The organism is Zunongwangia sp. SCSIO 43204 (genome assembly GCF_019904275.1).
Lineage (GTDB): Bacteria > Bacteroidota > Bacteroidia > Flavobacteriales > Flavobacteriaceae > Zunongwangia > Zunongwangia mangrovi.
On the sequence record NZ_CP063204.1, the window covers coordinates 180,996 to 205,349 of the forward strand.

Consider the following 24,354-nt stretch of genomic DNA (forward strand, 5'->3'; position numbering starts at 1 on the left):
TCCTTCGATAATCGTAATTTCCTCTTCTATTTATATAATTAATTATACTCTACGTCTTTTAGGAGGACGACATCCATTATGAGGTAATGGAGTAACATCAACGATCTCTGTAACTTCGATACCACTATTATGAATAGATCTAATAGCAGATTCTCTACCATTACCAGGTCCCTTAACGTATACTTTTACCTTACGAAGACCAGCTTCGTGTGCTACTTTAGAAGCATCTTCAGATGCTAACTGTGCAGCGTATGGAGTATTTTTCTTAGATCCTCTAAAGCCCATTTTACCGGCTGATGACCAAGAAATAACATCTCCTTTTTTGTTAGTCAAAGAAATGATAATGTTATTAAAAGAAGCAGTAACATGAGCTTCTCCAATAGACTCAACATTTACTTTACGTTTCTTTTGAGCTGATTTTGTTGACTTTGCCATATTACTTATTATTTAGTTGCTTTTTTCTTATTAGCAACAGTTTTTCTTCTACCTTTTCTAGTTCTAGAGTTGTTCTTAGTTCTCTGACCTCTTAATGGCAACCCAGATCTATGACGAATACCTCTATAACATCCAATATCCATTAGACGCTTGATACTCATCTGAACTTCAGTACGTAATTCTCCTTCGATTGTGTAGTTACCTACAGCTTCACGGATACGACCAATTTCATCATCGTTCCAGTCTGAAACTTTTTTACTCTCATCAACTTTGGCTTCTGCAAGTATTTCCTGAGCCCTGCTTTTGCCAATTCCGAAGATATAGGTTAACGCTATAACTCCTCGCTTTTGTTTAGGTATATCTACCCCTGCAATTCTTGCCATAATTAGCCTTGTCTTTGTTTAAATCTAGGATTCTTTTTATTAATCACGTAAAGGCGCCCTTTTCTGCGTACAATTTTACAGTCGGCACTTCTTTTCTTTATTGATGCTCTAACTTTCATCTTTCTAGTTTTTTATAAACGCCAGATGCAATAATAAATTCACATTCGGCTTTTTGCCTAATAATTTTTTCAGGATGCAAAAGTAGTGAAAAAATTATTAATAGCTTAATTTACTTCTTAGTATCTGTAAGTTATGCGCGCCTTACTTAAATCATAAGGGCTCATCTCTAATTTTACCTTATCACCTGGCAACAATTTAATGTAATGCATACGCATTTTACCAGAGATATGCGCGGTCACGACGTGACCATTTTCTAACTCTACACGAAACATTGCGTTAGACAATGCTTCGATTATAGTTCCATCTTGTTCAATTGCTGGTTGCTTTGCCATAATTAAGCTACTGCTTTTCTATTTTTACCTGTTTTCATTAATCCGTCATAGTGTCTATTCAGCAAATAAGAATTCACCTGCTGCATAGTATCGATTGCAACTCCAACTAAAATTAATAGAGAGGTACCTCCAAAAAACAGTGCCCATCCTTGTTGAACACCTAACAATTTCACGATTATTGCAGGGAAAATTGCAATAATAGCTAAGAATACAGATCCAGGAAGTGTAATTTGAGACATAATACGATCTAAATATTCCGCAGTTTCGGTACCTGGACGAATACCAGGAATAAAACCTCCACTACGCTTAAGATCATCAGCCATTTTATTTGTTGGTACAGTGATCGCAGTATAGAAATATGTAAATACAATTATCAATAAGGCGAAAACCAAATTATACCAAAAACCAAAAATATCACTAAAAGCAGCTGTAACACCCTGTGCTGCATCAGAATCTGAAAGGCCAGCCAAAGCTACCGGTATAAACATAATAGCCTGAGCAAATATAATTGGCATAACTCCTGAAGCATTAAGCTTTAAAGGAATATATTGTCTTGAACCAAATACGTTTTTCTCATAACCACCTGTAGCAGATCTTCTAGCGTACTGCACCGGAATTTGGCGCACGGCCATCACCAACATTACAGCAGCTAAAATAATAGCGAACCAAATAGCTAACTCGATCAATACCATAATAAGTCCACCACTACCATCAAATCTTGAAGCAAATTCCTGAAGAAATGCTTGCGGAAGCGTAGCAATGATACCAACCATAATTAAAAGGGAGATACCATTACCAATTCCTTTATCTGTAATTTTCTCACCTAACCACATGGCGAAAATTGTTCCTGTAGTAAGGATAATCACAGAAGAAACGATGAAAGATAAACTATCACCTAAAAGAAATGCATTTTGCGGTAATGTATTGAACAGATTATAGATATAACCTGGACCCTGAACTAAAGTTATAGCTATGGTTAACCATCTGGTAATTTGGTTTATTTTCTTACGACCACTCTCACCTTCTTTTTGAAGCTTTTGCAGATAAGGAATAGCAATTCCCATCAACTGCACAACAATAGAAGCTGAGATATAAGGCATAATACCTAATGCAAATATAGATGCATTAGAAAATGCACCTCCAGTGAAAGCATTAAGTAATCCCAATAAACCACTATCTGTCTGATTAGCCAAATTTGCTAATTGACTAGCATCTATCCCAGGAAGTACAACCTGAGTTCCAAATCGATAAACTAAAAGTAAACCGAGGCTTACTAAAATACGGTTTTTTAGCTCCTCGATTTTCCAAATATTTTTTATAGTATTGATGAATTTCATTTGGCTATCCATTATAAAGTAACAACTTCACCTCCAGCAGCTTCAATAGCTTCTTTGGCTGAGTCCGTAAATTTATGAACAGATACTTTTAATTTAGCCTTTAATTCACCTCTACCTAAAATCTTAACTAGTTCGTTTTTTCCAGCCAAACCGTTTTCTACAAGCACACTTAGATCTACCGTATCCTTTACTTTGCCATTATCAACTAATGTTTGTAAAGTATCTAAATTAATACCTTGATATTCTTTACGGTTTCTGTTATTAAAACCAAATTTTGGTACACGGCGTTGAAGCGGCATCTGCCCTCCTTCAAAACCTATCTTCTTAGAGTAACCAGAACGTGATTTAGCCCCTTTGTGACCACGAGTTGCAGTCCCACCTTTACCGGATCCTTCTCCACGGCCAACACGCTTATTGTTACTTTTAACTGAACCTTTTGCAGGTTTTAAGTTACTTAAATCCATGTAAACCTATTATTTTGTTTCCTCTACAGAAACTAAGTGTTTAACTTTATTTATCATACCAACGATGTTAGGGGTATCCTCATGCTCTACAGTATGTCCCATCTTTCTAAGACCTAGTGCTTCTAAAACTCTTTTCTGATTCTGAGTTCTATTAATAGCACTTTTTACTTTAGTAACCTTAATCTTTGCCATCTTATCCTTGATTTTATCCTTTGAAAAGTTTCTCTAACGTAATTCCTCTTTGTTTAGCAACTGTTTCTGCACTTCTTAATTGAAGTAAAGCATCAAAAGTAGCTTTCACAACATTATGAGGGTTAGAAGAACCTTGGTTCTTAGACAGTACGTCATGAACTCCAACAGATTCCAAAACCGCACGAATAGCTCCACCGGCAATAATCCCGGTACCAGTAGCCGCAGGTAAAAGTAAAACTCTCGCTCCACCATATTTACCTTTTTGCTCGTGTGGCAATGTACCTTTATGTAAAGGAATACGTACTAAATTCTTTTTCGCATCTTCTACGGCTTTAGAAATAGCATCGGCAACCTCTTTAGATTTACCTAAACCATGTCCTACAACACCATTTTCGTCACCTACAACTACTATAGCAGAAAAACCAAATGCTCTACCACCTTTAGTAACCTTAGTAACACGTTGCACTCCTACCAAACGGTCTTTAAGTTCAAGACCTCCTGGTTTTACATGTTCTACGTTTTTATAATCTTGATACATATCTTCTTAGAATTTTAGTCCTCCTTCACGAGCACCGTCTGCTAATGATTTAACTCTACCGTGGTACAAGTAACCTCCTCTATCGAAAGAAACTACTTCTACTCCGGCCTTTTTTGCTCTATCTGCTAAATTTTTTCCAACTAATTCAGCGATTTCACTTTTGGTACCTGAAGCATCGTTCAGTTCTTTATCTCTAGAAGAAGCCGCAGCTAAGGTCTTTCCAGCTACATCGTCTATGATTTGAGCATAAATTTCTTTATTACTTCTATATACAGACAATCTTGGACGGCTTTCAGTTCCGCTAATATTCTTTCGAATACGCTTTCTTATCTTTAATCTTCTTTTTTCTTTTGAAAATGCCATAACTACACTTTATTAAGCTGATTTACCTGCTTTTCTTCTAATTATTTCTCCTTTAAACTTAATACCTTTTCCTTTATAAGGTTCTGGTACTCTGAAAGAACGAATCTTTGCAGCAACCTGTCCTAAAAGCTGTTTGTCATGAGAAGTAAGCTTAACAACTGGGTTTTTTCCTTTTTCAGAAATTGTTTCAACCTTAACTTCTGGAGCTAAATCTAAAACAATATTATGGGAATACCCAACAGCTAAATCTAATTTTTGTCCTTGATTCGAAGCTCTGTAACCTACACCTACTAACTCTAATTCTTTAGTAAATCCATTAGTAACACCTTCGATCATATTATTTACTAACGCACGATAAAGACCATGCTTAGCTTTTTGATCACTTTTTTCAGAAGAACGCTCAAAAGAAATTACATTATCCTCAACACTAACATTGATATCGTTAACCTCTTGCTTAAGCTCTCCTAATTTTCCTTTTACCGTTACAAAACCATCTTTAAAGTCTACATTAACACCTTCTGGAATTGTAATTGGGCTTTTACCTATTCTTGACATGTTTTCTTATTTTAAGAATTAGTAAACGTAACACAATACTTCACCACCAACATTCTCTGCTCTAGCTTGCTTATCCGTCATTACTCCATGAGAAGTACTTATGATAGCAATACCTAAACCATTTAATATACGTGGCAATTCTCCAGCACCGGCATATTTACGTAAACCAGGTTTACTTATTCTCTGGATATCTTTGATTACAGAGTCTTTGGTATCTTTATCATACTTAAGAGCTATCTTAATAACACCCTGTGCGGTGGTATCCTCGAACTTGTAACTAAGGATATATCCTTGATCGAATAAAATTTTTGTAATCTCTTTTTTAACATTAGAAGCAGGAATTTCAACAACTCTATGATTTGCTGCTACTGCGTTTCTAATACGCGTTAAAAAATCTGCAATTGGATCTGTATTCATTTATATTAATTTGCGATTATGGTTTTCCTTAAGGAACCTATAATCAATTTATAATTTACCAACTAGCCTTTTTAACCCCAGGGATAAGACCGTTATTAGCCATTTCTCTAAACATTACACGAGAAACACCAAATTGCCTCATATATCCTTTTGGCCTACCAGTTAGCTTACAACGATTATGCAAACGTACCGGAGAAGAGTTCTTTGGTAATTTTTGTAACGCTTCATAGTCTCCAGCTTCTTTTAAAGCTTTTCTCTTCTCAGCATATTTATCTACCAATTTTTGTCTCTTAACCTCACGGGCTTTCATTGATTCTTTAGCCATGTCTTAATTCTTTTTAAAAGGTAAACCTAGTTCAGTTAATAAGGATTTAGCTTCCTTATCGGTTTCAGCAGTAGTAACGAAAGTAATATCCATACCTGCAATTCTGTTCACAGCATCGATATCGATCTCTGGGAAAATAATTTGCTCAGTAATACCTAAGTTATAATTCCCTCTACCATCAAAACCATTAGCTTTAATTCCATCAAAATCACGTACACGAGGTAGTGCAGATGTAATCAAACGATCTAAGAATTCGTACATTCTATAACCACGTAAAGTAACTTTCGCACCAATTGGCATTCCTTTACGTAATTTAAATGTAGCAACATCCTTTTTAGAGATAGTTGCAACAGCTTTTTGACCAGTAATTGCAGTTAATTCATCTACTGCATGATCAATAAGTTTTTTGTCTGCAACAGCACCTCCTACACCTCGGCTTATAACGATTTTCTTAAGCTTTGGCACTTCCATTACATTACTGTAACTATATTCTTCTGTAAGAGATGATTTTATTTTATCATCATACTCTTTTCTAAGTCTTGGTACGTATGCCATAACTATAATACTTCATTTGATTTTTTAGAAAATCTCACCTTCTTTCCGTCTTCTTCTTTGTAACCAACTCTGGTAGCTTTACCATCCTTGGTCACTAAAGAAAGGTTAGAAATGTTAATTGGTGCTTCCTTCTTTGTAATTCCGCCTTGTGGGTTAGAAGCGCTAGGCTTCTCATGTTTAGAAATCGTATTGATTCCTTCCACTATAGCTTTATTCTTGTCTGGAAATACTTTTTGCACTTTACCTTGCTGACCTTTATGGTCACCTGCGATAACTAGAACTGTATCTCCTGATTTTATTTTAAGCTTTGTCATTTTTTTAATGTATTAAAGCACTTCAGGTGCTAATGATACAATTTTCATGAATTGCTTATCACGAAGTTCTCTCGCCACAGGACCAAAAACACGCGTTCCACGCATCTCTCCAGCTGGGTTTAATAGTACACACGCATTATCATCAAATCTAATGTAAGATCCGTCTGGTCTGCGTACTTCTTTCTTGGTACGAACAACAACTGCCGTAGAAACTGCACCTTTCTTAATGTTACCATTTGGTGTAGCTTCTTTTACACTGACAACAATTTTGTCTCCAACAGAAGCGTATCTTTTCTTTGTACCTCCTAATACTCTAATCGCTAAAACTTCTTTAGCCCCAGTATTATCTGCTACTTTTAGTCTAGACTCTTGTTGTACCATAATTACTTCGCTCTTTCAATTATTTCTACTAATCTCCAACATTTAGATTTACTCATAGGACGAGTTTCCATAATCCTAACAGTATCTCCTTCGTTGCAGTCGTTTGTTTCGTCGTGAGCTACATACTTCTTAGTCTTTAATACGAACTTTCCGTACATAGGGTGTTTTACTTTTTTAACTTCAGAAACCACTATAGATTTCTGCATTTTGTTACTAGTAACTACACCTATTCGCTCTTTTCTTAAATTTCTTTTTTCCATCTTTCAGCAGAATAACACTTATTGTTGTTCTCTTTTAGTTAACTCGGTAGCTAATCTCGCTATACTTCTCCTTACAGATCTTAACTGTATTGGGTTCTCTAATGGCGAAACAGCATGAGCCATTTTTAAATCTGCATATGCTTTACGAGATTTACCAAGCTCTTCCTGCAATTCTGCGACAGACAATTCTTTTACTTCTGATTGTTTCATAATTCAAAAAAATTATTCTTGATAATCTCTAGCTACGATAAATTTAGTTCTAACAGGAAGCTTTTGTGCAGCAAGACGTAAAGCCTCTTTAGCAGTTGCCATAGGCACACCACCAATTTCGAACATAATTCTTCCTGGTTTTACAACAGCAGCCCAATATTCCACAGCTCCTTTTCCTTTACCCATACGAACCTCAAGAGGTTTTTTAGTGATAGGTTTATCTGGAAATATTTTAATCCACAATGAACCTTCCCTTTTCATATAACGGGTAGCAGCAATACGAGCAGCTTCAATTTGACGAGCTGTAATGAAACTAGAATCAAGAGACTTGATACCAAAAGTTCCATTTGAAAGACGGTGCCCTCTCTGAGCAACACCCTTCATACGCCCCTTCTGTTGCTTACGATATTTCGTTCTTTTAGGTTGTAACATTTTTCTTTACTTTAAATTACTTTCTACGACGTGATTTATTACCACCTCGTCCGGAATTTTTACCACCCTGCTTCTTAGCTAAACCAACAAGCGGAGATAATTCTCTTTTTCCGTAAACTTCACCTTTCATGATCCATACTTTAACCCCTAATCTACCATAAGTAGTGTGAGCTTCAACTAAAGCATAATCAATATCGGCCCTAAAAGTAGACAAAGGAATTCTTCCATCTTTATATGCCTCAGAACGTGCCATCTCAGCTCCGTTTAAACGACCTGAGATTTCAATTTTGATTCCTTCAGCATTCATTCTCATTGCAGCCGCAATAGCCATTTTGATAGCACGACGATAAGAAATTCTATTCTCAATCTGTCTTGCTACACTAGCACCCACAAGGTGAGCATCAAGTTCTGGCCTTTTAATTTCGAAGATGTTAATTTGAACTTCTTTGTCAGTGATCTTCTTAAGCTCTTCTTTAAGCTTGTCTACCTCTTGTCCACCTTTACCGATAATAATACCAGGTCTAGCAGTAGTGATAGTAACGGTCACAAGCTTAAGGGTACGCTCAATTATTACCCTGGATACACTCGCTTTAGAGAGGCGAGCATGGATGTACTTTCTAATCTTATCGTCTTCGGCTAATTTATCACCGTAGTCATTTCCTCCGTACCAGTTGGACTCCCATCCTCTAATGATACCAAGGCGATTACCGATTGGATTTGTTTTCTGTCCCATACTCTTCTTAGCTTTGTGTATTATTGTTTTCGCCAAGCACTAATGTAACGTGATTGGATCTTTTTCTAATTCTGTGTGCACGACCCTGTGGAGCAGGACGAAGTCTTTTTAACATACTCCCTCCATCTACACGAATCTCTTTCACGAACAATTCAGCATCCTCAAGACTAGCATCTTCGTTTTTAGACTGCCAATTAGCTATAGCTGACAATAATAGTTTCTCTAAACGACCTGCAGCCTCTTTTTGACTGAATTTTAATATATGAAGCGCTTTTTCTACTTTTTCACCTCTTACTAAATCCGCAACTAAACGCATTTTTCTTGGTGAAGTAGGGCAGTTATTCAACTTAGCAAAAGCCGTCTGCTTCTTAGCTTCTTTTATTTGCTCTGCTCTTTCTTTTTTACGAACTCCCATAGCTTCAATTATTTTCTTCCTTTATTTTTAGCACCAGCATGACCTCTAAAAGAACGTGTTGGTGAAAATTCTCCTAACTTATGACCTACCATATTCTCAGTAACATAAACTGGAACAAATTGCTTTCCATTATGAACGGCTATAGTTTGCCCAACGAAATCTGGTGTTATCATAGAAGCTCTAGACCAAGTTTTGATCACGGCTTTTTTCCCAGACTCTACATTATCAGCTACTTTTTTCTCTAATTTATAGTGAACGAAAGGTCCTTTTTTTAATGAACGTGCCATACTCTATTATTTCTTTCTACGTTCTACAATATATTTATTACTCGCCTTTGTTCTTGTACGGGTTTTAAAACCTTTTGCAGGTAAACCTTTTCTAGAACGAGGATGACCTCCTGAAGCTCTACCTTCACCACCACCCATTGGGTGATCGATTGGGTTCATCGCTACTGGTCTTGTTCTTGGTCTGATACCTAGCCAGCGTCTTCTACCAGCTTTACCAGAAATTTGTAATTGATGATCACTGTTAGATACTGCACCAATTGTAGCTAAACACACAGAAAGCACCCTTCTAATTTCTCCAGAAGGCAACTTAATAGTTGCATACTTTCCCTCTCTAGCTAGCAATTGAGCAAATGCACCAGCACTACGTGCCATCACAGCACCTTGACCAGCTCTCAACTCGATACAAGAAACAATTGTTCCTAAAGGAATATTTGCTAAAGGCATTGCATTCCCGATTTCAGGGGCTACTGCTTCATTAGAAGAAACAATATTTTGACCTACCTGAAGTCCATTTTGAGCAATAACATACCTTTTTTCACCATCTTGATAATTCAATAAAGCTATAAAGGCCGTTCTGTTCGGATCATATTCAATTGTTGCTACAGTTGCAGGAACGCCATGTTTATCGCGTTTAAAATCTACTATTCTGTAACGTCTTTTATGACCACCACCTTTGTAGCGCATGGTCATTTTTCCTTGACTGTTTCTACCGCCTGACTTTTTTAACGGAGCAAGTAAAGACTTCTCCGGCTTATCAGTAGTAATGGCGTCAAACCCATTAACTACTCTAAAACGCTGCCCAGGAGTAATTGGCTTTAATTTTCTTACTGACATTTTTTAATCTTAAAGATTACTGTATAAATCAATAGTTTCACCTTCCGCCACCTGTACCATAGCCTTTTTATAAGCTTTAGTTTTACCAGTGATCATACCAGACTTTGTATATCTGGTTTTACGATCTGGGCGGACGTTAATAGTACGAACAGAAGTTACTGAAACGCCGTAAGCAGATTCTACTGCATCTTTGATTTCAATCTTATTCGCCTTATTACTTACCTCAAAAGAGAAACAATTGTTAAGTTCGCTCTCTGCGGTAGCTTTTTCTGTAATAATTGGTTTTATTAAGATACTCATAACGCTCATTTAACTTAAATTCGACTCTAATCCTTCTAGAGACCCTTCCATAAACACAATACTATTTGCATTTAATATTTTGTAAGTACTTAATTCTGAAACACTTACAACTTCAGAGCCTTTTAAATTACGTGACGACAAATATACGTTTTTATTTGACTCACCCAACACTATAAGAGATTTTTTCTCCTGAATACCAATGGCTTTCAAAACTTCGATGAAGCTTTTAGTCTTTGGAGTATCGAAAGAAAAATCTTCTACGATAGTGATCGCTTTATCATTTGCTTTGATCGATAAAGCAGATTTTCTCGCTAAACGCTTCAAATTTTTATTTAATTTGAAACCATAATTTCTTGGGCGAGGACCAAAAATTCTACCACCACCTCTAAAAACAGGTGACTTAATACTACCTGCTCTGGCAGTACCAGTTCCCTTTTGCTTTTTAAGCTTACGAGTAGAACCAGTGATTTCTGCACGCTCCTTTGCCTTATGAGTACCCTGTCTTTGATTAGCAAGATATTGCTTAACATCAAGATATACAGCGTGATCATTAGGCTCTATTCCAAAAACAGATTCAGAAAGGTCTACCTTTCTACCTGTTTCTTTTCCTTTTATATCTAAAACTGCTACTTCCATTACTTTCTAATGATTACGTAAGAGTTCTTGTGTCCCGGAACACATCCTTTAACAACTAAAAGATTTTTCTCAGTAACTACTTTTAAAACTCTAAGGTTTTCAACTTTTACTTTTTCACCACCCATTCTTCCGGCCATACGCATACCTTTAAATACGCGTGCTGGATAAGAAGCGGCACCAATAGAACCAGGAGCTCTTAAACGGTTATGCTGACCGTGAGTAGATTGCCCTACACCACCAAAGCCGTGTCTTTTTACAACCCCCTGGAAACCTTTACCTTTTGAAACACCAGAAACATCAACAAACTCACCTTCTTTAAAATGCTCTACATTAATGGTATCACCTAATTTATAATCTCCTTCAAATCCTTGGAATTCAACGACTTTTTGTTGCGCAGCAACACCCGCTTTTTTAGCATGCCCAGTAGCAGCTTTATTTGCAGTCTTTTTGTCATCGAAACCAAGTTGAAGCGCTTCGTACCCGTCAACCTCATTGGTTCTGACTTGGGTAATTACACATGGACCAGCTTGTATAACGGTACATGGGATATTTTTCCCATTCTCGTCGAAAATACTAGTCATGCCTATTTTTTTTCCTATTAACCCAGACATAATTATTAATTATTATTATTTATTAAAAAAACAGGACAGAAAAATACTTCTGTCCTGAATGTATCTTTCCCGTTTTTCCTTCGCGAAACGCTTAGGACATTTTACCTATTCCTAAAATCAAATAGGTTTTTTATTCGATCACACTTTAATCTCAACTTCTACACCACTAGGAAGCTCTAATTTCATTAAAGCATCAATAGTCTTAGAAGAAGAACTGTAGATATCTAGTAACCTTTTGTAAGAACTAAGTTCAAATTGCTCTCTAGACTTCTTGTTCACGTGAGGAGATCTTAAAACAGTAAACACCTTTTTATGTGTTGGAAGTGGAATTGGACCAGTTACAACCGCCCCAGTTGTTTTAACCGTTTTTACAATCTTCTCAGCAGATTTATCTACTAAATTATGATCGTAGGATTTTAATTTTATTCTGATTTTTTGACTCATTACCCTAAAATTATTCGTTTGATGCCCCTTTTGCTGCTTTAATAACTTCTTCTGAAATATTAGAAGGAGTTTCAGCATAGTGAGAGAATTCCATAGTTGAAGTTGCTCTACCAGAAGAAAGTGTTCTCAATGTTGTTACATATCCAAACATCTCTGATAATGGAACATCAGCCTTTACTATTTTCGCTCCAGATCTGTCAGACATGTTATTTACCTGACCTCTTCTTCTATTAAGATCTCCTACGATATCTCCCATATTTTCCTCTGGAGTTACCACTTCGATCTTCATTACAGGCTCAAGGATCACAGCTCCAGCTTTTTTAGCGGCAGCTTTGAATCCCATCTTCGCAGCAAGTTCAAAAGAAAGTTGATCTGAATCCACAGGGTGGAAAGATCCATCCTTAAGAACTACTTTTAAAGTATCAACCTGGAACCCAGCTAAAGGTCCATTCTTCATTGCTTCCTGAAAACCTTTCTGAACAGATGGAATAAATTCTTTAGGAATACGTCCACCTTTAATTTCGTCAACGAACTGAAGACCTTTTCCTTCAAAATCTTCATCAACAGGTCCCATTTCAAATACGATATCAGCAAATTTACCACGACCACCAGATTGTTTCTTATAAACTTCTCTATGATCTGCAGCTCTTGTTACTGTTTCCTTATACTCTACCTGAGGCTGACCTTCGTTAACTTCTACTTTGAATTCACGCTTTAAACGATCAACAAGAATTTCAATATGCAACTCACCCATTCCTGAAATCACAGTTTGACCTGAAACTTCATCAGTTTTCACTTGGAATGTTGGATCTTCTTCAGCTAACTTAGCAAGCGCCATACCCATCTTATCAACATCAGCCTTTGTTTTAGGCTCCACTGCGATACCAATTACTGGCTCTGGGAAAGACATTGATTCAAGAATAATTGGCTTATCTACATCAGTTAACGTATCACCAGTTTTAATATCTTTAAATCCTACAGCCGCTCCAATATCTCCGGCCTCGATCTTATCGATAGGCTCTTGTTTATTAGAATGCATTTGATAGATTCTCGAAATACGCTCTTTCTTACCAGAACGAACATTTAAAACATAAGAACCAGCATCTAAGGTACCAGAGTAAACTCTAAAGAATGCTAAACGACCTACGAATGGATCTGTAGCAATTTTAAATGCTAGAGCTGAAAATGGAGAATCAACATTAGGCTTACGACTTTCCTCTTCACCAGTATCTGGATTCTCTCCAACGATAGCATCAACATCTACAGGAGAAGGCAAATATCTCATTACCGCATCAAGCATAGCCTGAACTCCTTTGTTTTTAAACGCAGAACCACACATCATTGGTATAATAGACATATCACAAGTTGCAGCTTTTAATGCAGCAATAATTTCGTCCTCTGTAATAGAATCTTCATCTTCAAAGAACTTTTCCATTAAAGCCTCATCATATTCTGCAACAGCTTCAACTAGCTCAGCTCTATACTTATTTACATCTGCCTGAAGCTCTTCAGGAATATCGATAGTCTCGTAAGTCATACCCATATCCTCTTCGTTCCAGATAATCGCTTTTTTAGAAATAAGATCTACAACACCTTTAAAATCCATCTCTTCCCCAATTGGTACTTGTAATGGAACAGGGTTACCACCTAACATTTCTCTAACCTGACGACAAACGTTAAAAAAGTCTGAACCTTGACGGTCCATCTTATTAACGAATCCTAATCTAGGTACACGATACTTATCAGCTTGCCTCCAAACAGTTTCAGATTGTGGCTCAACACCATCTACAGCAGAAAATAAAGCAACAACACCGTCTAAAACACGAAGTGAACGCTCTACCTCTACAGTAAAATCAACGTGACCAGGAGTATCAATGATATTCACAGTATACTCATGACCATTATAAGGCCATGTACAATGTGTAGCTGCAGAAGTAATGGTAATACCACGCTCCTGCTCCTGCTCCATCCAATCCATAGTCGCAGCACCATCATGAACTTCTCCAATCTTGTGACTGATACCTGTATAATAAAGGATACGCTCTGTTGTTGTGGTTTTACCAGCATCAATATGAGCCGCAATACCTATATTTCTTGTAAATTTTAAATCTCTTTGTGCCATTTTATTTTAGAATCTAAAGTGAGAGAATGCTTTGTTTGCTTCTGCCATTTTGTGAGTATCAACTCTCTTCTTAACAGCAGCTCCTTCTTCCTTAGCCGCAGCTAAAATTTCTGCAGCAAGTTTAGCGGCCATAGTTTTTTCATTTCTCTTACGAGCAAAACTAATCAACCATTTCATCGCAGTAGACACTTTTCTATCCGGTCTAATTTGCATAGGAATTTGGAAAGTTGCACCTCCAACCCTTCTACTTCTAACTTCAACGTGAGGCATCACATTCGATAAAGCATCTTTCCAGATCTCTAAAGCAGTTTTTTCCTCATCCTGTTTTTTCTCTTCTACGATTGCAATAGAATCGTAGAAAATTTTAAAGGCAACAGATTTTTTACCATCCCACATCATCATGTTCACAAAACGCGTAACAAGTTGATCATTAAACTTAGGATCTGGCAAAAGTGGTCTTTTCTTAGCCTGTCTTTTTCTCATTTCTTTACATTAAAAGTTTAATAAATTACTTCTTCGGGCGTTTTGCACCATACTTAGATCGACGCTGAGTTCTACCCTCAACACCTGCGGTATCTAAAGCACCACGAACAATGTGATACCTCACACCTGGTAAATCTTTTACCCTTCCACCTCTAACTAATACTATCGAGTGCTCTTGCAGATTGTGACCTTCACCAGGTATGTAGGCATTAACCTCCTTACCATTGGTTAACCTTACCCTTGCTACTTTTCTCATAGCCGAGTTAGGTTTCTTAGGAGTAGTTGTATACACACGAGTACACACACCCCTTCTTTGAGGGCACGAATCTAAAGCAGCCGATTTACTCTTCTTAGTTATCTTGGCTCTTCCTTTTCGTACTAATTGTGAAATTGTTGGCATAATTTCTTTTACAATATTTATTAATTTAAACCACCTTCTTTAAAAAAGGTGTGCAAAGGTAGAAATAAATTTCAAGTATTCAAATAGTTAGAGATAAAAATAAAACAAGAAAAATAAACGTATTTTATCTCACAGATATCATCGATACCTTATCTAGAAAACAAAACAATCTAAACTACTAGTACAGATTCACAAACATTTTTTTTACGAATACAAAAGATTAAAAAACACCCCTTTGTCATTCCAACACATTGGAATTACTACCCGAACCCCATTAATGATGTTTTAAATAGTCATTGATTATTATATCAGTAATATTCCCCATACTCCAAACACCATAAGAACTTATCCATAGTGAGGTTCCTAACAACGTTGCTTCAATTTTGAAAATTCTTGTCGAAGCTTTTTTGATGTTCTTCCTCTAAGCTTCTTCAGTATAGCACTTACATTCAACTTTACGCAAATTTAATTTTCAGATGAATGCGATCGAAACTTACCCTCTTTAAATACATTAAGTCGAAATTTCATTGTTCTAACAATAGGACAAAGTAAAATGACTTACAAGACTCCCCTTTCTTTGATAACTCACAAAACAACAAATAGAGATTTTTTTTCAAAATTTCAAAGTATACGTTAAATCACACTAAATAAGTACCATTTCTAGAAAAACGAAAATGTTAATTTCGCAGAAAAAACAACATTTAACACTAATTCTTAACTTCCTAAAAAGTAACACCTTACATAAATATATAACGTTTTAGTTTAAAATATTAATAAATTCACAATATGTATAAATTTGATTTCTTAACGATTTATTATCACATTTGAAGCTGGCTAATTCAAACAAATTCAAAATGAAAGTAAAATTAAGTAGTATCTTAACGCTGCTTCTGGCGTTAATTGCGCATATTAGCTTTGCGCAAGAGCAAACCATTACCGGTATGGTTACCGATGGAGATGGTTTACCTCTACCAGGAGTAAATGTAGTAATTCAGGGAACCAGTACTGGAACTCAAACAGATTTCGACGGTAATTATTCCATTCAAGCTTCTGAAGGCGATGTTTTGGAATTTTCATTCGTAGGTTTAGAAACACAAACCTACACTATTGCTGGAGCAACCAGTGTAAACATTACGATGCAACCAGATTCGTCGCAACTTGACGAAGTAGTAGTTACTGCTCTTGGTATTCAAAGGGAGGAAAAAACCTTAGCTTATGCGGCTCAAACCGTGAACTCAGAAGAATTAAATATCACTGAGAACACGAATATCAAATCTGCCTTAGCAGGTAAAGTTGCCGGTGTTCAAATTAATGCCCAAGCAGGATCGAAACTTGGAGAGTCCGGACGTATTAGAATTAGAGGTGGAATATCATTGACTTCAGATGAAGATCCTCTGTATATTATAGACGGAGTTCCTACTACAGATCCTAACACGATTGACATGAGCAATGTCCAGGCGATAAACGTGCTTAAAGGACCTAACGCTACCGCACTTTATGGACAAAGAGCTTCAAATGGGGTTGTTCAAATAACAACGAAAAAAGGTAGTCAGTCTGATAAATTAGGTATTCAATTAACTAGCTCTATATCCTTTGATCAGGTTGGAGTTTCAGGAATCATGAACTATCAGAACGAGTACGGCCAAGGTTATAATGGTGAGGCTGAATTCTCTACTTTCGATTTCAACGGAACTGGTGCTGGAGGTTATTCTTATCCTGACTGGATGTCTGTATTTGACGGACAACGTTATTTTAGTGGAAACGTATATGCAGATGAAAGCTGGGGTCCTCGATTTGACGGACAACCATATATCCCATGGTATGCAACTTACCAAAATAGTCCTTATTTTGGTCAAACAGATACTTGGGAAGCTCACCCTAACAACGTAGAAGATTTTTATGATACAGGTCACACTTTTAAAAATATCGTATCTGTATCCGGTGGTGGAGACAACTACACGGCCAGAATTTCCTTCACGAACCTGCAGCAAACAGGTATTATCCCAGAATCATCTTTCGATAAAAACTTTGTTACCGCAAATTTTGACTTCAACTTAACAGATAATTTAAGTATTGGAACTAACATTAATTATTCTGTTGGTAAAGTACAAGGTGATTTTGATGACGGGTATGGAAGCCAAACTTCAGGATCATTCAACTCTTGGTTTGGTAGAAATATCGATGTAAACAAAATGAAAGAATTACAAGGCTTGACCTCTACTGAAGGCTACCTAGCATCTTGGAACAACTGGGGGCTAGACTATTGGGCTGCAGCAGAAGGAAATCCTTCTTCAAATGGAAACTATAAAAAAGCAGCTTTCTGGTATAATCCATATGACTGGGTTAATTTATACAAAGATGAACGAAAAACCACTACAATGTTAGGCGATGTTCATTTGTCTTATTCTTTCTTAGATGACTTCGAGGTAACTGGGTTAGTTTCAAGAAACGAATCTAAATACAGAAGAAGTTGGGAAGTACCTTATTTACTTGAATATTCTTCCGCAGCACAGGGATCTCCAGAATTATACAATTTTTACGTAAATTCTTTTGGAGAGGACATAAATTCTGATATCGAGGACAACTATCAACTTCACTTAAGATATGAGCATGATTTTGATAACTTCGATATAAGCGCTCTTGTTGGTGGAAATATTAGAAAAAATAGCTACTATAGATTTGTGAACAATATGGATAGTGGAAACTATCAAAGTGGCGGATTGATTCTTCCTAACGTTTATACATTTTCTAACTCTAGAGAAAATCTAACCGCTTCAGTGATTGATAGAGAAAAGCAAGTGAATAGTATTTATGCTAATGCTTCACTAGGCTATATGGATATGATCTACTTAGATGCCTCAATCCGTCGTGACTGGAGTTCAGCTTTACCATCTAACAATAATGGTTACACATACCCATCAGTTGGAGGTTCATTTATAGTATCTGAACTTTTTGATCAAAACGATATCTTAACTTTTGCTAAATTAAGAGGTGGTTGGGCTCAAGTAGGTGATGATGTTGATGCCTTAGCGTTAAACCCAGCATACCCTCTTGGTAACGATCTTTACAACGGTCAGGTTCTAGAGTATGACAGAGCTCAACTTATCAATCCGAATATTGAACCTGCAATGAATACATCTTTTGAAGTAGGTATGGATTTGAGATTCTTAAACAATAGATTAGGATTCAACGCTACTTACTATAATGAAACCAGAGAAAATGAGATTATACCAATTAGCATTTCTTCAGGAACAGGTTACACCTCTTACTTAACGAATGCAGGTGAATCAGAAAGAGAAGGATTAGAGCTTGCGATTGATGCCGATGTAATCAAAACAGATAACTTTAGATGGAATATCTTAGCTAACTGGGCTACTAATAACTCTCAGATAGTAAGCTTACCTGGAGACTTAACTACTTTAGAGCCTTTTAGCGGTACTACAGGTACTCCTGCTTTTGGTGGTGTTAACTTTATTCACAGAGTAGGTGAAGATTGGGGACAATTAAGAGGTAGAGGTTTTGTATACGATGACGCTGGAAATAGAGTTATTGGTGAAGACGGAATGTTCGAATACCAAGATGATGTTTCATTTGGATCTGTTTTACCAGATTTCACTGGAGGTCTCGTTAACACCTTACAGTATAAAAACTTTTCGCTTGTTGCGTCCTTAGATTTCCAAAAAGGAGGTAAATTTTATTCACTATCAGAAATGTGGGGTCAATACTCTGGACTTACTGCAAATACTGCTGGCTTGAATGATAGAGGTGAACTTCAAAGAAATGCTGTAGCAGATAATGGAGGTGTACATGTTGTGGGCGTTGATGAATCTGGAAGCCCAGTAGACACTTACGTTGAGGCTTACGACTATCACTCTCAATTCCAAGCAGGAAACATTGCAGAACCATACGTTCACGATGCTAGCTACCTTAAACTACGTGATGTAAGCTTAAGTTATAGAATTCCTGGAAATGTTGTTAGCAATGTTTTTGACTCAGCTACAATTAGCGTGATCGGTCGTAATCTATGGCTTATTGCAGTTTCTAGCGATAACACGCACGAATGGGATCCTTCTGAGTTATCTCAGAGATATGGTGAAAACGCACAGTTACCAAGTACGAGAAGTATAGGTATGAACGTACAATTAACATTTTAATTACGAGAAAATGAAAAAAAATAATATAATACTATTCTTATCATTGATTCTCCTATCATTCAGTTCTTGTGAGACCGTTGACTTTGGAGATACTAATGAGAATACAAATGGTCCTCTAGATTTAGATACAGGAGCATTACTAGCAGCGACTCAAAGAAGATATGCTACCATAGGCGGTGGTAACTGGTTGATGAATCCGCATCTTTACATACAGTATCAAGCACAACCGGTATATCAAACAGAATCTAGATACGCAGAAAACCCAGTAAACTGGGCTGCATATTATTCTCAAACATTGAGTAATCTTCAACAAATTATAAGAATTTCTAATGATCCAGAAAGAATTGAAGACCCTGCTTATTTATCGAATGGTTCTGTAAATAACCAGATTGGTATTGCAAGAATTATGAAAGTAATTATTTACTATAGGTTAACTAATGCATATGGTGACATACCTTATTTTGAGGCTTTAGATGATGAAAATCAATCACCAGCTTATACACCTCAAGAGGAAATTTACGCTGATTTTATCACTGAGCTTACAGAAGCTAGAGACATGATGGACTCAGCTGCTGATGGCCCATCTGGCGATATCATTTATGGAGGGAATGTGTCTATGTGGCAAAGATTAGCAAATACATTATTAATCCACGTTTCAATGCAAATGTCTGAAGCTAATGAAAGTCTTGCCTCAAGCACATTTTTATCAGCATTAAACGATGATAATGGAGTTATTGAAACTACTGATCAAGAAGCTTGGTATCAGCCAATTAATGCTGAAACTTTGGTAAACCCTTGGACATCATTTAGAGCTGCCGACTACAACATGGCAGAATATTTCCAAGATGCCCTACAGGGTGATGAAGATGATTACTCGAGTGAAACATTCGATGCTCGTCTTACAATTTATTCAGATGATCCTAACGCTGATGGTTTAGCTACAGGTTTAGCTAACTATCCAACAGATTTAGATTTATCTGTAATTGCTCAGATCTCTCCTTACATTACATCTGCTACTAGTCCACAACCATGGTTTACAGGAGCCTACACTTACCTTCAAAGAGCGGAAGCTGCTGAGAGAGGTTGGACTTCTGAAGATGCTGAAGAAATGTTAAGAGCTGGAATTGTGCAATCATTCACTTCGACTACAGAATACTTTGGTATGGGACCTCACACAGGCGAAGGTGGATTGGAACAAATCGATATAACTGATGAAGCAGACGACTTTGCTGATGCCAGAATTGCTGATGCTTCTGAAACTAGTTTAATGCAAGTTATTGGCGAAGAAAAATGGGCTTCTTTATTCCCACAAGGATTTTTAGCTTGGAATGAATGGAGAAGATTGGATTATCCTGTTTTAACCCCAGCTGCTGACCCTTTAAATGATGGTGAAATTCCAACCAGATATTTATATCCTCAACAGGAAATAAACTTGAACAATGCAAATTACCAAGTAGGAGTAGGTACACTATCTCCTGCAGAAGATCGTAATACATCTCGCGTTTGGTGGGATGTTAACTAAAAATTTTTTAGTTATATAAGAAAAAGCCATGGCTTAAAAACCATGGCTTTTTTATTTACAGCTTAGATAAGCTATTTCAAATACTTCACCTATTTTTGTCGCATGAAAGATGCTACAACTATTTTTGGAATTAGAGCCGTTATCGAAGCTATCGAAAGCGGAGAAACTATAGATAAAATTTTTATTCAGAAAGGACTTTCAGGAGACCTTTTTTCTGAACTTAAAAGAACTTTATCTAAAGGGAACTTCAATATCTCCTATGTTCCACAGGAAAAACTTTACAATTTAAGCAAAGGTAATCACCAGGGAGTTGTAGCTAAAATTAGTCCTGTAGCTTTTAAGGGACTCGAAGAAACTATAGAGCCAATATTAGAGAAAAAAGAAGCTCCTTTTTTCTTATTGCTAGATCAGGTAAATGATGTTCGTAACTTTGGTGCGATCATACGAACGGCTGAATGCTGTGGTGTAGACGCGATTATCATTCCAGAGAAAGGTGCGGCACCAATTAATGCTGATACCGTAAAAACTTCGGCAGGTGCGGTATTTAAGATTCCGATCTGCAAAGTTAATCACATCAAAGATGCAATGTTCTATCTTCAATCAAGCGGAATACAAACCGTTGCCGCTACAGAAAAAACAGACAATCTAATCTACGATATCGATTTTAAAAAACCTTCAGCAATCATAATGGGTAATGAAGCCAAAGGAGTTTCGCCCTCAATTTTAAAAACGATAGATCATAAGGCCAAATTACCTATGCACGGCGAAATAGCATCGCTAAATGTATCTGTAGCTTGCGGGGCATTCCTGTATGAAGTAGTGCGACAACGTATTTAAGCCTCTTTATCTTGTTTTGGTTTATAGATATAGTTAATTTTTATATCGTCTGTTTGCTCATTTTCGTCAATTTCGTCGGGTAATTTTTCAATAAAATTTCCGTGTTCGTCAAAATGACGCATAAACTCATCCTGCTCTTCATCATAATCTGGTTGTTCCCAAACATATTTAGGTTCCTTCGCAATATTTTTCTTGAAAACAAAAGCAAAGATTAAACCTACAATAAGACCAGAGAGATGACCTTCCCAGGAAATCTCTGGATCTATTGGTGTAACATACCACAACATCCCTCCGTAGAGAAAAACTACAATAAGAGAAAGGGCAACTAATCGATAATGTTTTGAAAAAATTCCTTTGAAAAATAAGAAAGAAGCCAGCAAATAAATGATTCCGCTAGCGCCGATATGATAAGCTGGCCTTGCAATTAACCAGGTCAATAAACCTGTTAGTAAAAAACCATAACCCAAGAGCCTCCAACTAATGCTACGATAAAAATAAAAAAGAGCCATAGAAAGCACCAAAAGTGGTATCGTATTATTGAACAAATGTTTTATTCCGCTATGAATAAAAGGAGAAAAGAAAATACCTGGTAATCCACTGCTCTTTCTTGGATAAACCCCGAAATCATTAAAATTCACTCCAAATCGAACTTCGACCCAAAACACGATCCAGATCGCAAAAACAAAAACGATGGGATAACCCAAAACACCAGGAGTAAAATTAAAATCTTGTTTTCGCTTCACTGTTCTAATTACTTTGAAATAATACTACAAAAAAATAACCAATATTACTTAGCAGAGATTTTGTCATTCTAATTTTTACATTTGCAAAATGAACCAGCCATTAGCAGAAAGACTAAGACCAAAAACCTTAGACCAATATCTAAGTCAGACACACCTTATTGGCGAAAAAGGTGCTTTACGCCAACAAATTCAACGTGGTATTATACCATCAATGATCTTTTGGGGACCTCCTGGTGTAGGCAAGACAACCCTAGCCAATATAATTGCTAATGAATCTGACCGTCCTTTTTTTACTTTAAGCGCTATTAGCAGCGGAGTAAAAGATGTACGCGAAGTGATTGAAAAGGCAAAGCGAAGTGATGGACTGTTTACGACAAAAAGTCCGATTCTTTTTATAGATGAGATTCACCGTTTTAGTAAATCTCAGCAAGATTCACTTTTAGGTGCTGTCGAAAAAGGTTGGGTTACGCTGGTAGGTGCCACTACAGAAAATCCCAGTTTCGAAGTGATTTCAGCATTACTTTCCAGGTGCCAGGTTTACGTTTTAAAGCCTTTTTCTAAAGATGATCTTATTGCACTACTAAATAGGGCAATGAAAGAAGATAAAATAATCGCTTCAAAAAACATCAAATTAGAAGAAACTGAAGCCATTTTAAGGCTGAGTGGTGGTGATGCACGAAAGCTACTTAACATCTTTGAGTTACTTGTAAATTCTAGCGACGAAGGTGCTGAGATCACCAATGACATGGTTTTCGAAAAAGTACAGCAAAACACCGTGCTTTATGATAAAACTGGCGAGCAACATTATGATATCATTTCAGCATTTATAAAATCGATTCGAGGAAGTGATCCCAACGGAGCGGTTTACTGGTTAGCCAGAATGATAGAAGGCGGTGAAGACGTAAAATTTATAGCACGCAGAATGCTAATTTCAGCCAGCGAAGACATTGGCAACGCCAATCCTACTGCTTTAGTGATCGCTAACAACACTTTTCAAGCCGTAAATACTATCGGCTACCCTGAGGCAAGAATCATCCTTAGCCAATGCGCTACTTATCTTGCAACTTCACCAAAGAGTAATGCTGCTTACGAAGCGATTGCAAAAGCGTCTAGCTTAGTAAAACAAATGGGGAACTTACCAGTTCCTCTGGATATAAGAAATGCCCCTACAAAATTGATGAAAGATCTTGGTTATGGCGAAAATTATAAATACGCTCACAATTCCGAAGGCAATTTTGTAAAGGCAGAATTTTTACCTGATGAGATCAGGAATACCATTATATACGAACCTGGAAATAATTCGCGAGAAAACTCTCAACGTGAATTTCTTCGGAAACGTTGGTCTGGTAAATACAATTATTAATCCTGAAGCCTATAGGTTGTTTTCACGGTTTTACCGGCCTGGCGATCAAATATCTCAACAATAAGATCTCCTGTTTTTGAAAAATAAGCCATTCCCTGTTTGGTTAAAGAATTGTATATAAAGTTATCTGATCCATCAGACTTTATCAGCATTGCAAAAGGCTCTGCCATTCCTTTTTGGTAAAAACCGTAACCAGATTGGTTTTCTTCCAAGAAATAAACTGCATTATCATTGGTGTAGAATGTACCATCAATAACTGCTTCTATCGCATCATCTTTATTCACTTCGTTTTCTTCAACCACTTCAACCTCTTCTTCCGGAGTATTAGAAACTTCCGCAGTGGCAATAGCTTTTGCTTGTTTTGAGGCTTGTTTTTTAGGAGCTTCAGCAACAACTGGATCTTCGCTATAGGTATAATCTAAATCTTCCAATGAAGTAAATGCATCTCTTAAAGCTTCGTGATAAGCGTTTTTATAATCTTTCTCTCTACTTCTGCCCTCTTCTGTGGCATAAATCACATTCCCGTAGCAATCTTTTAACTGCAATACCAGCTTAGTAACAAATAGGCCCGAATTATTCTCTACATCTGCTTCTAGCGCTAAACAATTATTAGATTGAAGTTCCTTGGGCTTTTCTTCACTTTTCATTACAGTTGAAAAACCATATTTTTCTAACAAAAATTTAGTCAGCGCATTAAGTTGATACTGATTTTTCTCCTTTGAGAATTCGTACTTCTCTGGCACAATCACATATTTATAATCATTGATTGTCTTTTGCCCGTAAGTTATTGCTGTAAATAATATTGCGAATAAAACTGATAGTTTTTTCATAATCTGGATAATTTAAAAATCTGCTTA

35 protein-coding genes are annotated in these 24,354 nt (G+C 36.7%); 4 read left to right on the forward strand and 31 right to left on the reverse strand.

Annotation, left to right across the window (positions count from 1 at the left end):
• Positions 1 to 42 precede the first annotated feature (42 nt).
• The 29 genes from rpsK to rpsL form a co-directional block, all read right to left on the reverse strand.
• Complete coding sequence (gene rpsK, locus INR75_RS00895) at positions 43 to 435, reverse strand: 30S ribosomal protein S11 (RefSeq protein ID WP_092543144.1); 393 nt, start codon at positions 433 to 435, stop codon at positions 43 to 45.
• 8 nt (positions 436 to 443) lie between these two features.
• Positions 444 to 818 carry a 30S ribosomal protein S13 gene (rpsM, locus tag INR75_RS00900; RefSeq protein ID WP_013073243.1) on the reverse strand — a complete coding sequence of 125 codons (375 nt, stop codon included), beginning with the start codon at positions 816 to 818 and terminating at the stop codon, positions 444 to 446.
• A gap of 2 nt (positions 819 to 820) precedes the next feature.
• Positions 821 to 937 (reverse strand): type B 50S ribosomal protein L36, encoded by a 117-nt coding sequence (gene ykgO, locus INR75_RS00905; protein WP_010519235.1) that lies wholly within the window; start codon positions 935 to 937, stop codon positions 821 to 823.
• 117 nt (positions 938 to 1,054) lie between these two features.
• Complete coding sequence (gene infA / locus INR75_RS00910; protein WP_013073244.1) at positions 1,055 to 1,270, reverse strand: translation initiation factor IF-1; 216 nt, start codon at positions 1,268 to 1,270, stop codon at positions 1,055 to 1,057.
• 2 nt (positions 1,271 to 1,272) lie between these two features.
• A complete protein-coding gene (secY, locus tag INR75_RS00915; RefSeq protein WP_092543146.1) occupies positions 1,273 to 2,607 on the reverse strand; it encodes a preprotein translocase subunit SecY in 1,335 nt (444 codons plus the stop codon).
• A gap of 11 nt (positions 2,608 to 2,618) precedes the next feature.
• Positions 2,619 to 3,071 (reverse strand): 50S ribosomal protein L15, encoded by a 453-nt coding sequence (gene rplO, locus INR75_RS00920; protein ID WP_223090402.1) that lies wholly within the window; start codon positions 3,069 to 3,071, stop codon positions 2,619 to 2,621.
• A 9-nt stretch (positions 3,072 to 3,080) separates the two neighbouring features.
• A complete protein-coding gene (gene rpmD / locus INR75_RS00925; protein ID WP_223090403.1) occupies positions 3,081 to 3,263 on the reverse strand; it encodes a 50S ribosomal protein L30 in 183 nt (60 codons plus the stop codon).
• Positions 3,264 to 3,276: 13 nt separating this feature from the next.
• Positions 3,277 to 3,801 (reverse strand): 30S ribosomal protein S5, encoded by a 525-nt coding sequence (gene rpsE, locus INR75_RS00930; protein ID WP_084841321.1) that lies wholly within the window; start codon positions 3,799 to 3,801, stop codon positions 3,277 to 3,279.
• 6 nt (positions 3,802 to 3,807) lie between these two features.
• Positions 3,808 to 4,164: a 50S ribosomal protein L18 gene (gene rplR / locus INR75_RS00935; RefSeq protein ID WP_092543152.1), complete on the reverse strand. Its 357-nt coding sequence runs from the start codon at positions 4,162 to 4,164 to the stop codon at positions 3,808 to 3,810.
• A 12-nt stretch (positions 4,165 to 4,176) separates the two neighbouring features.
• A complete protein-coding gene (gene rplF / locus INR75_RS00940) occupies positions 4,177 to 4,719 on the reverse strand; it encodes a 50S ribosomal protein L6 (RefSeq protein ID WP_223090404.1) in 543 nt (180 codons plus the stop codon).
• Positions 4,720 to 4,737: 18 nt separating this feature from the next.
• Complete coding sequence (gene rpsH, locus INR75_RS00945; protein ID WP_092543156.1) at positions 4,738 to 5,136, reverse strand: 30S ribosomal protein S8; 399 nt, start codon at positions 5,134 to 5,136, stop codon at positions 4,738 to 4,740.
• A 55-nt stretch (positions 5,137 to 5,191) separates the two neighbouring features.
• Positions 5,192 to 5,461, reverse strand: coding sequence for a 30S ribosomal protein S14 (gene rpsN / locus INR75_RS00950; protein WP_013073252.1), 270 nt, complete (start codon positions 5,459 to 5,461; stop codon positions 5,192 to 5,194).
• Between the two features lie 3 nt (positions 5,462 to 5,464).
• On the reverse strand, positions 5,465 to 6,016 hold the full coding sequence (gene rplE / locus INR75_RS00955; protein WP_092543158.1) for a 50S ribosomal protein L5: 552 nt from the start codon (positions 6,014 to 6,016) through the stop codon (positions 5,465 to 5,467).
• Between the two features lie 2 nt (positions 6,017 to 6,018).
• Positions 6,019 to 6,330, reverse strand: a complete 312-nt coding sequence (gene rplX, locus INR75_RS00960; protein WP_092543160.1) for a 50S ribosomal protein L24 — start codon at positions 6,328 to 6,330, stop codon at positions 6,019 to 6,021.
• A gap of 12 nt (positions 6,331 to 6,342) precedes the next feature.
• Positions 6,343 to 6,711: a 50S ribosomal protein L14 gene (rplN, locus tag INR75_RS00965; protein ID WP_013073255.1), complete on the reverse strand. Its 369-nt coding sequence runs from the start codon at positions 6,709 to 6,711 to the stop codon at positions 6,343 to 6,345.
• Between the two features lie 2 nt (positions 6,712 to 6,713).
• The gene (gene rpsQ, locus INR75_RS00970) at positions 6,714 to 6,971 is read right to left on the reverse strand and encodes a 30S ribosomal protein S17 (protein ID WP_089373243.1); all 258 of its coding nucleotides are present in this window, start codon (positions 6,969 to 6,971) and stop codon (positions 6,714 to 6,716) included.
• An 18-nt stretch (positions 6,972 to 6,989) separates the two neighbouring features.
• On the reverse strand, positions 6,990 to 7,181 hold the full coding sequence (rpmC, locus tag INR75_RS00975) for a 50S ribosomal protein L29 (RefSeq protein WP_084841314.1): 192 nt from the start codon (positions 7,179 to 7,181) through the stop codon (positions 6,990 to 6,992).
• A gap of 12 nt (positions 7,182 to 7,193) precedes the next feature.
• Positions 7,194 to 7,613: a 50S ribosomal protein L16 gene (gene rplP / locus INR75_RS00980; protein ID WP_092543162.1), complete on the reverse strand. Its 420-nt coding sequence runs from the start codon at positions 7,611 to 7,613 to the stop codon at positions 7,194 to 7,196.
• A 16-nt stretch (positions 7,614 to 7,629) separates the two neighbouring features.
• Positions 7,630 to 8,346, reverse strand: coding sequence for a 30S ribosomal protein S3 (rpsC, locus tag INR75_RS00985; protein WP_092543164.1), 717 nt, complete (start codon positions 8,344 to 8,346; stop codon positions 7,630 to 7,632).
• Positions 8,347 to 8,353: 7 nt separating this feature from the next.
• On the reverse strand, positions 8,354 to 8,761 hold the full coding sequence (gene rplV, locus INR75_RS00990; protein ID WP_092543166.1) for a 50S ribosomal protein L22: 408 nt from the start codon (positions 8,759 to 8,761) through the stop codon (positions 8,354 to 8,356).
• An 8-nt stretch (positions 8,762 to 8,769) separates the two neighbouring features.
• Positions 8,770 to 9,048 carry a 30S ribosomal protein S19 gene (gene rpsS / locus INR75_RS00995; protein WP_092543168.1) on the reverse strand — a complete coding sequence of 93 codons (279 nt, stop codon included), beginning with the start codon at positions 9,046 to 9,048 and terminating at the stop codon, positions 8,770 to 8,772.
• A gap of 6 nt (positions 9,049 to 9,054) precedes the next feature.
• The gene (gene rplB / locus INR75_RS01000; RefSeq protein ID WP_223090405.1) at positions 9,055 to 9,882 is read right to left on the reverse strand and encodes a 50S ribosomal protein L2; all 828 of its coding nucleotides are present in this window, start codon (positions 9,880 to 9,882) and stop codon (positions 9,055 to 9,057) included.
• A gap of 9 nt (positions 9,883 to 9,891) precedes the next feature.
• The gene (gene rplW / locus INR75_RS01005; protein WP_092543309.1) at positions 9,892 to 10,182 is read right to left on the reverse strand and encodes a 50S ribosomal protein L23; all 291 of its coding nucleotides are present in this window, start codon (positions 10,180 to 10,182) and stop codon (positions 9,892 to 9,894) included.
• Between the two features lie 9 nt (positions 10,183 to 10,191).
• A complete protein-coding gene (gene rplD / locus INR75_RS01010; protein WP_223090406.1) occupies positions 10,192 to 10,818 on the reverse strand; it encodes a 50S ribosomal protein L4 in 627 nt (208 codons plus the stop codon).
• Complete coding sequence (gene rplC / locus INR75_RS01015; RefSeq protein WP_092543174.1) at positions 10,818 to 11,429, reverse strand: 50S ribosomal protein L3; 612 nt, start codon at positions 11,427 to 11,429, stop codon at positions 10,818 to 10,820. The genes rplD and rplC overlap by 1 nt, the downstream gene beginning before the upstream one ends.
• A gap of 138 nt (positions 11,430 to 11,567) precedes the next feature.
• A complete protein-coding gene (gene rpsJ / locus INR75_RS01020) occupies positions 11,568 to 11,873 on the reverse strand; it encodes a 30S ribosomal protein S10 (RefSeq protein ID WP_092543176.1) in 306 nt (101 codons plus the stop codon).
• 10 nt (positions 11,874 to 11,883) lie between these two features.
• Positions 11,884 to 13,995: an elongation factor G gene (fusA, locus tag INR75_RS01025; protein WP_223090407.1), complete on the reverse strand. Its 2,112-nt coding sequence runs from the start codon at positions 13,993 to 13,995 to the stop codon at positions 11,884 to 11,886.
• A 6-nt stretch (positions 13,996 to 14,001) separates the two neighbouring features.
• Positions 14,002 to 14,478 carry a 30S ribosomal protein S7 gene (gene rpsG, locus INR75_RS01030; RefSeq protein ID WP_223090408.1) on the reverse strand — a complete coding sequence of 159 codons (477 nt, stop codon included), beginning with the start codon at positions 14,476 to 14,478 and terminating at the stop codon, positions 14,002 to 14,004.
• A 25-nt stretch (positions 14,479 to 14,503) separates the two neighbouring features.
• Positions 14,504 to 14,878 (reverse strand): 30S ribosomal protein S12, encoded by a 375-nt coding sequence (gene rpsL, locus INR75_RS01035; protein WP_010230128.1) that lies wholly within the window; start codon positions 14,876 to 14,878, stop codon positions 14,504 to 14,506.
• Positions 14,879 to 15,732: 854 nt separating this feature from the next.
• Here rpsL and INR75_RS01040 point away from each other — a divergent pair.
• The 3 genes from INR75_RS01040 (at position 15,733) to rlmB (ending at position 21,391) form a co-directional block, all read left to right on the forward strand.
• On the forward strand, positions 15,733 to 19,032 hold the full coding sequence (locus INR75_RS01040; protein WP_223090409.1) for a SusC/RagA family TonB-linked outer membrane protein: 3,300 nt from the start codon (positions 15,733 to 15,735) through the stop codon (positions 19,030 to 19,032).
• A gap of 10 nt (positions 19,033 to 19,042) precedes the next feature.
• The gene (locus tag INR75_RS01045; protein WP_223090410.1) at positions 19,043 to 20,554 is read left to right on the forward strand and encodes a SusD/RagB family nutrient-binding outer membrane lipoprotein; all 1,512 of its coding nucleotides are present in this window, start codon (positions 19,043 to 19,045) and stop codon (positions 20,552 to 20,554) included.
• A gap of 102 nt (positions 20,555 to 20,656) precedes the next feature.
• Positions 20,657 to 21,391 carry a 23S rRNA (guanosine(2251)-2'-O)-methyltransferase RlmB gene (rlmB, locus tag INR75_RS01050; protein WP_092543183.1) on the forward strand — a complete coding sequence of 245 codons (735 nt, stop codon included), beginning with the start codon at positions 20,657 to 20,659 and terminating at the stop codon, positions 21,389 to 21,391.
• Here rlmB and INR75_RS01055 read toward each other — a convergent pair.
• Complete coding sequence (locus INR75_RS01055) at positions 21,388 to 22,134, reverse strand: rhomboid family intramembrane serine protease (protein WP_223090411.1); 747 nt, start codon at positions 22,132 to 22,134, stop codon at positions 21,388 to 21,390. The genes rlmB and INR75_RS01055 overlap by 4 nt on opposite strands.
• 88 nt (positions 22,135 to 22,222) lie before the next feature.
• Here INR75_RS01055 and INR75_RS01060 point away from each other — a divergent pair, with 88 nt between their 5' ends.
• Positions 22,223 to 23,497: a replication-associated recombination protein A gene (locus INR75_RS01060; protein WP_223090412.1), complete on the forward strand. Its 1,275-nt coding sequence runs from the start codon at positions 22,223 to 22,225 to the stop codon at positions 23,495 to 23,497.
• Here INR75_RS01060 and INR75_RS01065 read toward each other — a convergent pair.
• Positions 23,494 to 24,327 (reverse strand): hypothetical protein, encoded by an 834-nt coding sequence (locus INR75_RS01065; RefSeq protein ID WP_092543189.1) that lies wholly within the window; start codon positions 24,325 to 24,327, stop codon positions 23,494 to 23,496. The genes INR75_RS01060 and INR75_RS01065 overlap by 4 nt on opposite strands.
• Positions 24,328 to 24,354: the final 27 nt, after the last annotated feature.

What these genes read in the sequence shown, in the direction of transcription:
- rpsK (WP_092543144.1), bottom strand. Translation starts at nt 435, where the DNA reads ATGGCAAAGTCAACAAAATCAGCTCAAAAGAAACGTAAAGTAAATGTT.
- rpsM (WP_013073243.1), bottom strand. Translation starts at nt 818, where the DNA reads ATGGCAAGAATTGCAGGGGTAGATATACCTAAACAAAAGCGAGGAGTT.
- ykgO (WP_010519235.1), bottom strand. Translation starts at nt 937, where the DNA reads ATGAAAGTTAGAGCATCAATAAAGAAAAGAAGTGCCGACTGTAAAATT.
- infA (WP_013073244.1), bottom strand. Translation starts at nt 1,270, where the DNA reads ATGGCAAAGCAACCAGCAATTGAACAAGATGGAACTATAATCGAAGCA.
- secY (WP_092543146.1), bottom strand. Translation starts at nt 2,607, where the DNA reads ATGAAATTCATCAATACTATAAAAAATATTTGGAAAATCGAGGAGCTA.
- rplO (WP_223090402.1), bottom strand. Translation starts at nt 3,071, where the DNA reads ATGGATTTAAGTAACTTAAAACCTGCAAAAGGTTCAGTTAAAAGTAAC.
- rpmD (WP_223090403.1), bottom strand. Translation starts at nt 3,263, where the DNA reads ATGGCAAAGATTAAGGTTACTAAAGTAAAAAGTGCTATTAATAGAACT.
- rpsE (WP_084841321.1), bottom strand. Translation starts at nt 3,801, where the DNA reads ATGTATCAAGATTATAAAAACGTAGAACATGTAAAACCAGGAGGTCTT.
- rplR (WP_092543152.1), bottom strand. Translation starts at nt 4,164, where the DNA reads ATGGCATTTTCAAAAGAAAAAAGAAGATTAAAGATAAGAAAGCGTATT.
- rplF (WP_223090404.1), bottom strand. Translation starts at nt 4,719, where the DNA reads ATGTCAAGAATAGGTAAAAGCCCAATTACAATTCCAGAAGGTGTTAAT.
- rpsH (WP_092543156.1), bottom strand. Translation starts at nt 5,136, where the DNA reads ATGAATACAGATCCAATTGCAGATTTTTTAACGCGTATTAGAAACGCA.
- rpsN (WP_013073252.1), bottom strand. Translation starts at nt 5,461, where the DNA reads ATGGCTAAAGAATCAATGAAAGCCCGTGAGGTTAAGAGACAAAAATTG.
- rplE (WP_092543158.1), bottom strand. Translation starts at nt 6,016, where the DNA reads ATGGCATACGTACCAAGACTTAGAAAAGAGTATGATGATAAAATAAAA.
- rplX (WP_092543160.1), bottom strand. Translation starts at nt 6,330, where the DNA reads ATGACAAAGCTTAAAATAAAATCAGGAGATACAGTTCTAGTTATCGCA.
- rplN (WP_013073255.1), bottom strand. Translation starts at nt 6,711, where the DNA reads ATGGTACAACAAGAGTCTAGACTAAAAGTAGCAGATAATACTGGGGCT.
- rpsQ (WP_089373243.1), bottom strand. Translation starts at nt 6,971, where the DNA reads ATGGAAAAAAGAAATTTAAGAAAAGAGCGAATAGGTGTAGTTACTAGT.
- rpmC (WP_084841314.1), bottom strand. Translation starts at nt 7,181, where the DNA reads ATGAAACAATCAGAAGTAAAAGAATTGTCTGTCGCAGAATTGCAGGAA.
- rplP (WP_092543162.1), bottom strand. Translation starts at nt 7,613, where the DNA reads ATGTTACAACCTAAAAGAACGAAATATCGTAAGCAACAGAAGGGGCGT.
- rpsC (WP_092543164.1), bottom strand. Translation starts at nt 8,346, where the DNA reads ATGGGACAGAAAACAAATCCAATCGGTAATCGCCTTGGTATCATTAGA.
- rplV (WP_092543166.1), bottom strand. Translation starts at nt 8,761, where the DNA reads ATGGGAGTTCGTAAAAAAGAAAGAGCAGAGCAAATAAAAGAAGCTAAG.
- rpsS (WP_092543168.1), bottom strand. Translation starts at nt 9,048, where the DNA reads ATGGCACGTTCATTAAAAAAAGGACCTTTCGTTCACTATAAATTAGAG.
- rplB (WP_223090405.1), bottom strand. Translation starts at nt 9,882, where the DNA reads ATGTCAGTAAGAAAATTAAAGCCAATTACTCCTGGGCAGCGTTTTAGA.
- rplW (WP_092543309.1), bottom strand. Translation starts at nt 10,182, where the DNA reads ATGAGTATCTTAATAAAACCAATTATTACAGAAAAAGCTACCGCAGAG.
- rplD (WP_223090406.1), bottom strand. Translation starts at nt 10,818, where the DNA reads ATGGAAGTAGCAGTTTTAGATATAAAAGGAAAAGAAACAGGTAGAAAG.
- rplC (WP_092543174.1), bottom strand. Translation starts at nt 11,429, where the DNA reads ATGTCTGGGTTAATAGGAAAAAAAATAGGCATGACTAGTATTTTCGAC.
- rpsJ (WP_092543176.1), bottom strand. Translation starts at nt 11,873, where the DNA reads ATGAGTCAAAAAATCAGAATAAAATTAAAATCCTACGATCATAATTTA.
- fusA (WP_223090407.1), bottom strand. Translation starts at nt 13,995, where the DNA reads ATGGCACAAAGAGATTTAAAATTTACAAGAAATATAGGTATTGCGGCT.
- rpsG (WP_223090408.1), bottom strand. Translation starts at nt 14,478, where the DNA reads ATGAGAAAAAGACAGGCTAAGAAAAGACCACTTTTGCCAGATCCTAAG.
- rpsL (WP_010230128.1), bottom strand. Translation starts at nt 14,878, where the DNA reads ATGCCAACAATTTCACAATTAGTACGAAAAGGAAGAGCCAAGATAACT.
- INR75_RS01040 (WP_223090409.1), top strand. Translation starts at nt 15,733, where the DNA reads ATGAAAGTAAAATTAAGTAGTATCTTAACGCTGCTTCTGGCGTTAATT.
- INR75_RS01045 (WP_223090410.1), top strand. Translation starts at nt 19,043, where the DNA reads ATGAAAAAAAATAATATAATACTATTCTTATCATTGATTCTCCTATCA.
- rlmB (WP_092543183.1), top strand. Translation starts at nt 20,657, where the DNA reads ATGAAAGATGCTACAACTATTTTTGGAATTAGAGCCGTTATCGAAGCT.
- INR75_RS01060 (WP_223090412.1), top strand. Translation starts at nt 22,223, where the DNA reads ATGAACCAGCCATTAGCAGAAAGACTAAGACCAAAAACCTTAGACCAA.
- INR75_RS01065 (WP_092543189.1), bottom strand. Translation starts at nt 24,327, where the DNA reads ATGAAAAAACTATCAGTTTTATTCGCAATATTATTTACAGCAATAACT.